This window comes from Gemmata algarum, from assembly GCF_034097035.1.
GTDB classification, from domain to species: Bacteria; Planctomycetota; Planctomycetia; order Gemmatales; family Gemmataceae; genus Gemmata; species Gemmata algarum.
The window spans coordinates 77,837-90,517 of sequence record NZ_JAXBLV010000001.1; the positions used below are offsets into that span (position 1 = coordinate 77,837).

The window sequence follows — 12,681 nt, forward strand, 5'->3', positions numbered from 1 at the left end:
GATCGGTCCCTCGGGTAGCTGTAAGAGGCGGGGCCGATCTCTGTATGCCTCGCAGACCCGAACCGCTTGTCGGCCCGCGCGCGGAGAGTATACTGCCGAACGCACCGGCCCCGGCGGCCGGGCAGCAGCCAGGCGAGGCACACGCAACACGAACGCCGCTCCGGGCCGACCATGCCGAGCATCCTCCTCAACACTCCTAGCGAACGGCTCCGGGGCGCCCAACTGGACGCGGTGCGGCACCTGCTCACTCGCGTGCTGCCGGGTAACGTGTTCTACCGCCGCAAGTTCGGTGCCCTCGACCCCGCCTCGCTCCGCACGCTCGACGACTTCGCCCAACTGCCGTTCACCACGAAAGCTGACCTGATCACCGACCAAGTCGAGCAGCCACCCTACGGTACTAACCTCAGTTTCCCGCTCGACCGCTACACCCGCTTCCATCAGACATCCGGTACCACTAGCGGGCGTCCGTTGCACTGGCTCGACACCGCGGAAACCTGGGACTGGCTGACCGGGTGCTGGGCGACCAACTTTGCCCTCATCGGGCTGCGCCCCACCGACCGGCTGTTCTTCCCCTTCTCGTTCGGGCCGTTCCTGGGGTTCTGGACCGCGTTCGAGGCCGCGGCCCGGTGCGGGTTCCTGGTGATGCCCGGGGGCGGCCTCAGCAGCACCGCCCGGCTGCGGTTCTTGCTCGACCACCGCTGCACGGTCCTGTTCGCCACCCCGACCTACGCGCTTCACTTGGCAGAGATCGCTTCAAAAGAGGGAATCGATCTGGCGTCGAGCGCCGTTCGCGCGCTAGTCGTTGCGGGGGAACCGGGGGGCAACATTCCAGGCACACGGCAGCGCCTCGAAGCGGTCTGGGGCGCCCGCGTGTTCGACCACTACGGGATGACCGAAGTGGGGCCGGTAGCGGTGGAGGCCGAGGGCCGCCCGGGCGAGTTGTACCTGCTCGAATCGGACTACTTGGCCGAGGTGGTGGACCCTCAAACCGGCCGCCCGGTGCCGGACGGCGACACCGGCGAGTTGGTCCTCACGAACCTGGGTCGGACCGGCAGCCCGTTGATCCGGTACCGCACCGGCGACCTGATCCGGATGGCGCCCGCCCCCGACCCCACGGGCCGCACCTGGAGGCGGCTGGAAGGTGGCGTGTTAGGCCGTGCGGATGATATGATCCACGTCCGCGGGAATAATGTCTACCCGGGGGCGCTGGAGAGCATCATCCGCCGGTTCGCGGATGTCGCCGAGTACCGCATCCACGTAGACCGCCGGAATCCTTTGGCGGACCTGCGGTTGGAGATCGAGCCCGTCGCCGGGGACGGGCGTGCGCTCGCCGAAGAGGTGGGCCGCGCGGTCCGCGACGCGCTGTGCTTCCGCATCGACGTGAGCGCCGCACCGCCCGGCTCGCTGCCCCGGTTCGAGATGAAGGCCCGCCGGGTCGTGTACCAGAAGTAGCCCGCCGGCGCCCGGTTCGCTGTACCTGCCCCGCCCCGACGAGCACGCATAACGGAGTGAACGATGCTGCCACCCCTTTCGAGACTGTTCGGGCTCCTGGCGCTCCTGGCGCTGGCGAGTTCAGGCACGGCGCGGGCCGCCGACTGGGTCCACTGGCGCGGCCCGGCGCAGAACGGCCACTCGCTCGAAAAGGGCCTGCCCGCCGACTTCGACCCCGCCCTCAAGGACAAGGGCAACGTCGTGTGGTCGGCGCCGTTCGGCGGGCGCTCCGCGCCGCTCGTGATGGGCGGCCGCGTGTACGTCATTCAGGGGTTCGGTGAGGGCCTGAGCGAGTCCGAGCGGATCGTCTGTTTGGACGAAAAGAGCGGCAAAAAGCTCTGGGAACACGTCGAGCGCATCTACCACTCGGATGTCGTCTCGAGCCGGCTCGGGTGGACCCCGCTCACCGCCGACCCGGCGACCGGGTACGTGTACGCGAACACCACCGCCGGCAACCTCGTGTGCCTCGACAAGAACGGCAAAGAGGTCTGGGAACGGCAGCTCACCGAGGAGTTCGGACGGTTCACCGGCTACGGCGGCCGGGTCAGCGCGCCGACCTTCGACAGCGGGCTGGTCATCATCGGCATCATCAACTCGAGCTGGGGCGACCTCGCCCGCGGCTCCAACCGTTACTACGCGTTCGACGCCAAGAACGGTAACGTGGTCTGGATCGCCGACACCGGCCCCCCCAAGTCCACCTACCAGTCCAACCCGGTGGTCGCCGTCATCGGCGGGCAGCGGCTGCTCATCACCGGCGGCGGCGACGGGGCGTTGCACGCGTTCAAAGTGCGCACGGGCGAACTCGTCTGGAGCTACGTGTTCAGCGGCGGGGCCGTGAACCCCAGCCCGATCGTGGACGGCAACCTCGTGTACTGCGCCCACGGCGAGGAGAACCCGGGCGGCGGGGTCATCGGCAAGGTGATCTGCGTGGACGCCAGCCAGATCGACCCCGCGACCAAGCGGCCGAAGTCGGTGTGGGAGTACAGCAAGGGCCAGCGGTTCGGGCTGTCGTCGCCGGCGCTGGCGGACGGCGTGCTGTACGTGCCCGAGGACAGCGGCGAGCTGTTCGCCTTCGACGCGAAGACCGGCAAGCTGCTCTGGAAGTACCGGTACGCCACGGAGGTCCGCGGTGCGCCGCTGGTGGCCGACGGGAAGATCTACATCTTCGACGTGAAGGGCCGCCTCAACATCATCAAGCTCAACGGCAGGAAGGCGCCCGACGAGGACGAAACGTTCGTCTACATCTTCAAAGAGAGCATCAACGGGCGCCCGGTTCAGACTGAGACCAACGGCACCCCGATCGCCGTGAACGGCCGGGTGTACTTCACCTCGCGCACGGACCTGTTCTGCCTCGGCGACACCGGCAGCAAGCCGGCCGCCGCGAAGTACCCGGCCCCGCCCGCCGAGGCGTCCTCGGACGGCAAAGTGGCCGGCGCCCGGCTGTACCCGGCCGAAATCACCCTCACGCCCGGCGGGACCTACAAGTTCTCGGTGGTCTATTTCGACGCCAACGGGCGGGAGTTGAAGGCGGCTCCGGGCGCGCCGGTCGAGTGGACGCTGCCGCTCCCGGACAAAACCCCGACCGGCGCCCAACCGCCGGCGCTCATCGGCAAGGTCACCGGCACCCCCACCGAGGGCGCCCTCGAATTAGGCCCCAACCCGGCCCAACAGGGAGTAGTGTCCTTCAAGGCCGGGGCCGTCACCGCCCGCGCCCGGGTGCGGGTCGCCCCCAAGCTGCCGGCCCGCACCGACTTCGACAAGGCCCCGGACGGCTCCTCGCCGGGCGGGTGGATCAACACCAACGCCAAGTTCGCGGTGAAAAAGTTGCCCGACGGCAACCAGGTGCTGAGCAAGGTGAACGACAAGGCGCCGCCGCCGCTGGCCAAGGCCATCGGTTACATCACCGTCCCGACCGCGAGCGACTACACCATTCAGGCCGACCTGATGGGGAGCGAGGTGCGCGGCAAGCTCCCGGACGGCGGCATCGTGAACAGCCGGTACTCGCTGGTGCTCGACGGCAAGCCCGACGCGAAGCTCCAGAAGCGCACGATCCGGCTCACCTCGTGGGAGGCCCGCGAGCGGATCAACATCGGGGTGCCGTTCGACTGGCAGCCGGGCACCTGGTACACACTCAAGCTCGCCATCGAGCTGAAGCCCAGGGCCGCCGTACTCCGCGGCAAGGTGTGGAAGAAGGGTGAGCCCGAGCCGGAGAAGTGGACCATCGAGTTCGAGGACCCGCACCCGAACCGGGACGGCGCCGCCGGGCTGTACGGGTACATCCCCAACGTGCTCGACAGCGGCGGCAAAACCGAACCGGGGTCGGAGCTGTACTTCGACAACCTCAGCATCACCCCGAACAACAAGGGCGGGAAGTGATCACTCGCCTTATCCCGCTCCCCGCAGCGGGGGAGCGGGACAAAGGCACCGCCCGGTCCGTCGCCCCCAACACACGGAACGCCGATCATGACCACAAACAGCCAAGTAAAACTGCTTCTTACGACATCCGTCTGCCTGATCGCCAGCGCGGCCGGGCTGGTGAGCATGACCAGCGCCATGTCCGTCACGCAGCCCCAGACCGCTCCGGCGCCGCTCACCCCGCCGCCCCTCCCGCCCGGCCCGACCGTGACGCTCGCGGCGGACGCCACCGGTGAGTTGAAGGTCACCGCCGTTCAGAACGGGCACCTGTCCGGCCCGCCCAGCTTCGTCATCGCGGCCGACGCCCCGAAGGGCGACTCGGCCCCCCTGGCGGCCAACGGCGGCCCGACCGATCACACCATGTTCGGCGGCACCCTCTCGCGGAACATGGTGAACCTCAAAGAAAAGATCGCCAAGTTCCCGACGGAAACGCCCAAGTGGGACGAGGCGGAAGAGGTCAAGAAGTGGTCCGAGGAGTGGGTGCTGTGGAAGGCCGACCTCGGGTCCCGCGCGTACGGCGGCCCGACCGTGGCCGGCGGCCGGGTGTTCGTCGGCACGAACAACGAACAGCCCCGCAACAAGCGCGACACGCTCAAAGACAAGGACGGCATCGTTCAGCCCGTGGACAAGGGCATCTTGATGTGCTTCGAGGAGAAGACCGGTAAGTTCCTCTGGCAGTCCGTTCACGACAAGCTACCGAACGGAAACGTGACCGACTGGCCGAAGGAGGGGCTGTGCTCGACGCCCACGGTCGAGGGCGACCGGGTGTACTACGTGAGCAACCGCTGCACCATCGTTTGCGCCGACGTGAACGGGTTCGCCAACGGGAACGACGGGGTCAAGACCGAAAAGTACACCGACGCGACCGACGTGGACATCGTCTGGGAGTACGACCTGATCAAAAATCAGGACGTGTTCCCGCACAACATGTCCGCCGGGTCCCCGCTGATCGTGGGCGACCTGATCTATTCGGTCACCGCCAACGGCGTGGACGAGAGCCACATCAACCTGCCCAGCCCGCTGGCCCCCAGCTTCATCGCCATCAACAAGAAGGACGGCACGCTGGCCTGGAAGAGCAACGTCCCGGGCAAGAACATCATGCACGGCCAGTGGTCGAACCCGGTGTACGCGGTCCTCGACGGGGTGCCCACCGTGGTGTTCCCCGGCGGCGACGGCTGGCTATACGGGTTCACCCCGGACAAGGGCGAGGTGCTCTGGAAGTTCGATTGCAACCCGAAGGGCACCGTGTACGACCTCGGCGGCACCGGCAACCGCAACGACTTCATCGGCACCCCGGTCGTTTACGAGGGCCGCGTTTACATCGGCGTCGGCCAGGACCCGGAGCACTCCAGCGGGATCGCGAACTTCTACTGCCTGGAGCCGAAGAAGGGCAAGACCGGCGACATCTCGAAGCACCTCGAGGACCGTAAGAAGGGCGCGGACGGGAAAGACGAGGTCGGCGAGAAGCCGAACCCGAACTCGTGCGAGGTGTGGCGGTACGGTTGGGAAGAAAAGCGCAAGTGGTCCCCGCGCGACTTCAAGTTCGGCCGCACCATGTCCACCGCATGCATCGTGGACGGGATCGTCTACATCAGCGAGCTGAACGGGTACATCCACTGCCTCGACGCCAAGACCGGCGAGTCGTACTGGCAGTACGACACGAAGGCCTCGATCTGGGGGTCGCCGTGCTACGTGGACGGCAAGGTGTTCCTGGCGGTCGAATCGGGGGACCTGTACGTCTTCAAACACACCCCGACGCCCAAGAAGTTCGATGCGGTGGGGGCGGCACAGAACGCCCCGAACATGAAAGAAGCGCGGGCCATTCAGAAGGCCGAAAAGGCCAAGACCGAGAAAGAATACCTGATCGCCAAGCTCGAGTTCCCCTCGGCGATCCGGTCCACACCGATTGTCGCGAACGGCGTCATGTACGTGATGACCGAGAACCAGTTGTTCGCGCTCAAGACGAAGTGACTCAGGCGGGGGGCACTCAACAACACCCGATGCCCCTCGGCCGACCGCAGACAGAAAAGACCGCTACGTACGGACCGACGGAACGATCTCACGACCGGTCCGCGAGTAAACGGCCGATCCCTGACGAGAGTTTTCCGAGTTCGACCGCGAAGCCGGTTTTCTCATGAGCGTTTTGTCGGTCGATTCTCCGGGGGGCTCCTGCCCCCCGCTCGCCTTTTGAACTCCTGAACCAACCTCGCTCGCACTGGAGCAACTGTGAAAGACACGCCTGGCAAGCCGTCCCCTGTCACCGGCACGACGCTGGACGAGCGGATCAAGAACGCCCGCGCGCAGCTCGACGCCCACATCCGAGACGTCGTCCGCTGGCACTTCTCGCCCGAAACGGGTACCCCGTTCTGGCTCGAGAAGGCCAAGACGTTCAACTTCAACCCCCTCACCGACGTGGGCGGGTGGGACGATGTCAAGAAGTTCCCCATCTTCGAGGACGACTGGCTGCGCGGCGGCCCGGTTCGCAAGTGGGTCCCGAAGGGCTACGCCGACCGCGGGGTGTACGTGTTCGAGACGGGCGGCACGACGGGCCTCCCGAAGTCGCGGATCGTGATCGACGACTTCAAGATCGATTACGAGATGATGTCGGACACCCTGCCCGACCAGCACTTCCCGCGGGGCGGCAACTGGCTCATGCTCGGGCCGAGCGGCCCGCGCCGGCTGCGGCTCGCCATCGAGCACCTGGCGCAGTACCGCGGGGGCATCTGCTTCTGCGTCGACCTGGACCCGCGGTACGTGGTGAAGTGCATCAAGGAGCGGAAAATCGCCGAGGCGCAGGCGTACAAGGACCATTGCATCGACCAGGCGCTGACGATCCTGGCCGGCGGCCACGACATCAAGTGCATGTTCACCACCCCCAAGTTGCTCGCGGCCCTGGACGAGGCGCTGCGCGGCGGGAAGCTCGAAGAGAAGTACCGGTCGATCGGCAAACCGGTGCCGCGCGGCGGCGTGCGGTCCATCAAGCAGGCCGGCATCACCGGCATCTTCTCCGGCGGGACCGAGTTCACCCCGCAGTTCACCCGAGAAGCCTACGAGGAGATGCTCGACAACGGCGACGTGTACATGACCCCGACCTACGGCAACACGCTGATGGGACTGGCGTGCTCGAAGCCGATCGGGCCGGACGACGGGTTCAAAATCAGCTACTACGCGCCGCAGCCGCGGGCGGTGATTGAGGTGGTGAACCCGAAGAACTACGACGAGGTGGTGCCTTACGGCGGCACCGGCCGGGTGCTGCTGTCCACGTTCACCAAGGAGTTCTTCGTCCCCCGGTTCCCCGAGCGTGACGAGGGCGAGCGCGAGAAGCCGTTCGACAAGTATCCGTGGGACGGCGTCAGTGGGGTGCGGCCGTTCTCCGAGATCGCCGGCAGCACCGTCGTCGGGGTGTACTGAAATCGGGGTTCGGCAGTCCGGTCGCACGTTTCGAGGGGCGACCGGACTGCCGAACGATCCCGTCAAGCGGTTCGGTTCAGCCACATCGGCAGCGGCACTTCGGTCTCATTAGTCGAGAGAGATCGCGAAAGTCACCTTCTCCTGATCGACTTTAGTCGCCAGCCCGGATGTGTCCACGGACTTGAACTTCTCCGGGATCGGCGGTCCGGCCGATTTTTTCGGGGCCGGCCCGGCCTTCACTCGAGGCGCCGGATCTTCCTGCCCGGGCTTTCGAGGGCCGCCAGGGCCGGAGGTGACTTCCGGTTCCGCCTGAAGCGGCGTGACGGTCACCCGGCACGGGCCGTAGGGCACACCCGGGACCATGTACGTCCCGCCGTTAACGGTTCCAGCCACCGGCGAGCCCCTCTCCGGGAACACAGTGACGACACCGGCTCCCAGAGGTTGGCCCCCGAGGGTCACAGTACCCGAAACCTCGCCGAGTTTGTCGCCGCAGCCGGACACGAACGCAAAACCCAGCAGGAAAACGAGAACGAACGATCGACGCGTGTTCATGCTGTTCCCGCCTCAACCGTTGGGTAAGGTTTCGCCACCCGCTCGCGACCCCATCGCTTCGAGGAGGGTCATGGTGACCCCGTTGGACGTGAACGTGGTGTTCGCACCGGCGATGGTGATGAAGCGGACCGAGCCGTCGCCCATCACAAAGTTGGCCCCGCCGGTGTGGAACGCGCTCGGGGCGTTGAACACGCACTGGTTGGTCAGGTTGCCCTGCATCATCGGGGCCGGGTACACGCAGGGCTGGTTGCCGGACTGGGTCCCGCTGGTGGAGTACAAACCGGAGGCGGCGCGGGCCGGGCTGCGCGTGTCGTAGCTGGTCGGGTAGTCCCACCAGCCCCAGAACAGATCGCCGTAGGTGCCCGCGATGCTCGGGATGCGTTCGGCCACGAGTACCGTGTTCGAGGTGCCGTCGGTGGCCGAGACAAGGGTGATCTGCACCGGATCGTACCGGTAATACGGCGACGCGGGCAGTGAGACGTAGCGGTCCGAAGCGGCGATCAGCCCTTGTCCGTCGCCGTAGGAGCGGAAATCCCCAGCGACGTACCACGACAGCCCCCACCCGCCGAACCCGCTGGCGCCGCCATAGGTCACGCTCCCACGCGGGTCGCTCGGGCACACGCTCGTGGGCAGGTTCGCGTTCCCGGGCTGCGACTGTTTGAGGCGCTCGATGAACGGAAGAATCCGCCGCGTCCAGGTGCCCGGTCCCGTGCTCTCGTTTGTGGCGCTGTAACTCTGAACGCCACCGGGCATGTACTGGTACTGGTCATGGAAGTTGTGACACGCCAGACCGATTTGCTTCAAGTTGTTGGCGCACCGCATGCGTGCGGCGGCCTCGCGCACCTTTTGCACGGCCGGCAGCAACAGCCCGATGAGGATCGCAATTATCGCGATCACCACCAGCAGCTCAATCAACGTGAACCCGCCCCGCGAGTAAGAACGTGGCATGGGACCCCCGAATGGCCACCAACGAATTGTTTCCACCCAACGAGAGGTTTTCTCTGGGCGGCGGAGAGGCCCGACGACGGCGCGCGAACATCACCCGGTAACGGCCGGGCACGCGAACATGAAAGACCGGAAACGTGAGGCCAGAATGTTGAACGAGTGCGAGTGATGGCCCCACGATGAGATAGTTATGAGGATACCCCAAACGGATCACATGTCAAAGAAAAAATGGCTACCGAGCCATCATCATCACGACAATCAGACCGAATCCACCGTTCGGGTGCGGCGGAGCACCGCGAACCGCGCGTCGGAGTAAACAACGCCCACGCCGGAAACCACATGAATTACAAACAATAATATTAACAAAATTTGGTATCTAATCGTGTGGGTACTCGACACGTTCCGCCGATCATCGTGGGCACGGGATTGGTTCAGAAAATGGGCCGGGGGCGCCGGGTAAGATATGCCCGGCGCCCCCCGACGTGTGCGCAACGACTCGTTTTTGAAGCGGCGTCCGCTACCGGTCCCGAAGCGCATCCAACTCCGGTCCGATGTTCGGCCCGGTCGGGTGCAGCGACAGCGGTCAAGGAAGGGCCTGGGGCTTTTCCGAAGTGGTACCCCCCGTTTTTCCACCACCCGGTTGCGCACTCGCTCCGGGCTTCTGCATCGGAACCGGGTTTGTAGGAATTTGGGCCTGTTCGTTCTTACCGCACCCAAATGCACCGACAGCTAACGCGATCGCAACGGACAACTTCAACCTCATAGTTCGTCCCCCCGAAAATCTAGGTGGAATGTGCATCAGTTTTAAAGGTTCGACAGATCCACGATTTGCCCTTCGCTCATGCCAGTGGTCCAAACGAACGGGCTGAACGTGGTTGGCTTACGCAGGGAGCGGATCGACCCGTCGCCGAACGCGTACATCACGACCCCGCTGTGCATGCTGCTGAACCGGTAGAAGTAGTCGGTCTGCGGAACGGACAAGACCGCCCCCCAGCCACTCGCGATCGGGGGCGACGACATCCACGTCCAGGCGAGTTGCGGGCTCGGCGCGCCCCCCCAGGCCTGGGCCGGGTTGCTCGTCACCTCACCGAACATGATGGTGTTACTCGACCCGTCCGACGCGCCCTCGATCTTGTTCTTCGACCGGTTCGTGAAGTAACCGCGGGTGTTGTCGGTCGGGGAGTTCAGGTACCCGGCCGACCCCAGGTAATTCGTTTTCCCGAGCGCAGAGACGGTAGCGGCGTCGTTAAACGCCGTCGCAACGCAACACGCGCTGGTGGACGTCGGCCACAGGTACGCCACCGCGAGGGTGGCCTTGTCGGCAGTCGAGTCGCTCGGGCAGATGAACGTTTTAATTTTCGTCTGAGCCGCCGCCCACGACTCCGCGTAGCCCCAGAACGGCCCGTTCGCGGCGTCCACGTTCACCAAGTTCGCCGGCACGGACCCGCTGGTCATGTACTTGTAAACGTTATCCTGCTCGATGTAGGTGAGCAGGAACGGCAGCGTCCCCAGCGCTTGCTCGTTGCCGGTGGAGCCGGTGCCGGACGCGCTGGCCGGGTACGGCCCAAGAAACCCTGGGGGCAGGTACCCGTTCGTGCTCTGGTAATTGTGCGCGGCTAGCGCGATCTGTTTCAGGTTGTTGGAGCAAGACATCCGTGCGGCGGCTTCGCGCACCTTCTGGACAGCAGGTAGCAACAGGCCGATCAGAATGGCGATGATCGCGATCACCACCAGCAACTCGATCAGCGTAAAACCCCTTCGGGGGACACACCGGTTCATGAGACGACTTTCCCGAAAGCGTGACACAGTGGATCACAGGCGCCGCTTTTGCGGCGCGAACGAGCGTATGGAGCGCAACGCCGGAGCGCGGCTCAATCGTGAAGGTGCCGTCCGACGCGAACGACACAAAGGGCGAGAAGAAACCGGCTAGAGGTGGGCACTCAAACCAAAGCTTCAACGGGCGCGAACCCACGGGCGGATGTGGGAATCAGCAGGCAGACCGGGCGAGAGTATGGTGCTGTGCAAGCGAGCGGAATTCTGCCGCGCCACTCGCGCTTGCAGAGGGCTCGGCGGGCACCGCAATCATATTACTCTACCGCCGCTCTACGCAGGCTTTACGCGAAAACATCATCAGAAATGGCCCGAGAGTCCAGTTCCATCATTTGCCATGACTGGCCGAGCGAGCGGCCACCGGTTGGCCGGGCTCGGATGGCGGGGAACCGGCGCCAACAAGGTTCAGGTCGTGCGTCGTAACGCCCGGTGTAACGAATGCGGTTAGCCCCGACACCTCGGGCCGTGAGAGCGACTCGGGCAGCGACAACCATGTGCGAACCACCTCCGGGGGCGGAGGTTGGACCGCGGCTCGCTGGTCCGGAGTCTTTGCCGCCGCGAGCAGGGTTTCGTAGCGTTTTCTGGGGTTCGGACTGCTGACCGCAAGTCGGACCGCTCCGGTCCTCATCCCCGTCAACTTGTAGCTCCCATCAACCGAAATGTCAGCGGTGTGAGTTGCCCCGTCCGGTAGAAACGCCTGAACCGTACCAGACGTCACCGGTTGTCCGTTAAAAGTGACCCGACCCAAGAGTTCCCCTGTTGACGAACCGCACCCCGAAAGCAGAGCCAACAACAGCGGCGCGCCCGCGCGCCGCGGAAACCGAACTGGCATCGCGCAACGCCCTCCACTCGCTCTAAAGTTGATACGGATAGTTCAGGGGGCCGGAACCACCTCACCGCCGGCCCGCGTCGATAGCGCCAGAATCACCTCGGAGCCAGAGGTGCCGATGAACCGCACCGAGCCGTCGCCGATCAGCCAGTTCCCGCCACCCGCGTGCGGGCTCCAAAAGTGATGGTGGTCACAGTTGTTCCGGAAATCTCCCGGGCCGAATCGCGCCTGCCCGCCGGGGCACGCGCCAAACGACCCGCCGCCGGTGGCGTACCACCGCTCGGTGTTCGCGGACCAACCGTAGGTGTCGTACGGAATGAGCGCCCACCAGCCGTAGCCGAGGTCCGCGGCGGGGGGGTGTTCGCCGATCGCGAGGGTGTTACTCACGCCGTCCGCCACGTCGGTCGCCCGCACGTGCTGCTGGACGCAGAGCATGCCCTTTCCGTCACCGTACCGCCCCTGGGAAAAGGAGTAATCGACGCCGTCCACCATCGCGTAGCTGATCATCCCGGCGGGGACGCCGAGTACCTCAACCGCCACAGGGGACACAAAGTTCCCACTCCGCGGGTCGGCTGGGCAGGTGAACACCGCAATCGCGTCGGTGCCCGGGGTTCCGCCCAGTTCCCGCTTGGTTCCCTGCCCTACCCCCTGTTCCAACCACGGAAGGAGGCGACCGAAGCCGGAAGTGAAGTAGGGTGACATCCGGTTACTGAAGGAACCGTACCAGCCCGACAGGGGAGCCGCTTCGAACCCCACACCCCGGGCGCCGGGGACGAACGCAGCCGGAAACGCCCCCTGATTGTCGTGGTAGGTGTGAACCGCCAGCCCCAGTTGTTTCAGATTGTTCTGACATTTGATCCTGGCGGCGGCGGCACGGACCTTTTGCACCGCCGGTAACAAGAGACCGATCAGAACCGCGACGATCGCAATCACCACCAACAACTCAATGAGGGTAAAACCGCGTGGGGAGGGGCCGCGAGACATCCGGAGCGTCTCCACCAGTTCAGCCCTGGAGCCTGCACCCACCGGCGCAGCCGCTCATCCATCAAGGAGGCTGTCCCGGAACGAGTTAAGGGGTACCGCGAGGCACGTGAGGGGCCGATTCGAGCCGACGCTCATGTTATACCGCGCGCCCCGCCGGCGCCGGGCCGTTCTGTCCACTTTATCGGCTCACGCCGACCGCAGCGACTACCCCGCCGTCGATCTTC

At 65.4% G+C, this 12,681-nt stretch carries 8 protein-coding genes; 4 read left to right on the forward strand and 4 right to left on the reverse strand.

All coding sequences use genetic code 11. The features are described 5' to 3' along the window. Positions 1-171: 171 nt before the first annotated feature. From R5W23_RS00325 to R5W23_RS00340, 4 genes are all read left to right on the forward strand, one after another. The gene (locus R5W23_RS00325) at positions 172-1,452 is read left to right on the forward strand and encodes a phenylacetate--CoA ligase family protein (RefSeq protein WP_320684599.1); all 1,281 of its coding nucleotides are present in this window, start codon (positions 172-174) and stop codon (positions 1,450-1,452) included. 63 nt (positions 1,453-1,515) lie between these two features. Next, a complete protein-coding gene (locus R5W23_RS00330) occupies positions 1,516-3,867 on the forward strand; it encodes an outer membrane protein assembly factor BamB family protein (protein WP_320684600.1) in 2,352 nt (783 codons plus the stop codon). 87 nt (positions 3,868-3,954) lie between these two features. Beyond that, complete coding sequence (locus R5W23_RS00335) at positions 3,955-5,877, forward strand: outer membrane protein assembly factor BamB family protein (protein WP_261188955.1); 1,923 nt, start codon at positions 3,955-3,957, stop codon at positions 5,875-5,877. Positions 5,878-6,132: 255 nt separating this feature from the next. After that, on the forward strand, positions 6,133-7,317 hold the full coding sequence (locus R5W23_RS00340; protein WP_320684601.1) for a hypothetical protein: 1,185 nt from the start codon (positions 6,133-6,135) through the stop codon (positions 7,315-7,317). Positions 7,318-7,425: 108 nt separating this feature from the next. Here R5W23_RS00340 and R5W23_RS00345 read toward each other — a convergent pair whose 3' ends face one another. The 4 genes from R5W23_RS00345 to R5W23_RS00360 all read right to left on the reverse strand — a co-directional run bounded on the left by R5W23_RS00345 (position 7,426) and on the right by R5W23_RS00360 (position 12,457). Next, positions 7,426-7,710, reverse strand: a complete 285-nt coding sequence (locus R5W23_RS00345) for a hypothetical protein (RefSeq protein WP_320684602.1) — start codon at positions 7,708-7,710, stop codon at positions 7,426-7,428. A 171-nt stretch (positions 7,711-7,881) separates the two neighbouring features. Then, positions 7,882-8,817: a DUF1559 domain-containing protein gene (locus tag R5W23_RS00350; RefSeq protein WP_320684603.1), complete on the reverse strand. Its 936-nt coding sequence runs from the start codon at positions 8,815-8,817 to the stop codon at positions 7,882-7,884. 801 nt (positions 8,818-9,618) lie between these two features. Then, complete coding sequence (locus R5W23_RS00355) at positions 9,619-10,593, reverse strand: DUF1559 family PulG-like putative transporter (protein WP_320684604.1); 975 nt, start codon at positions 10,591-10,593, stop codon at positions 9,619-9,621. Between the two features lie 925 nt (positions 10,594-11,518). Then, positions 11,519-12,457, reverse strand: coding sequence for a DUF1559 family PulG-like putative transporter (locus tag R5W23_RS00360; RefSeq protein WP_261188960.1), 939 nt, complete (start codon positions 12,455-12,457; stop codon positions 11,519-11,521). Positions 12,458-12,681: the final 224 nt, after the last annotated feature.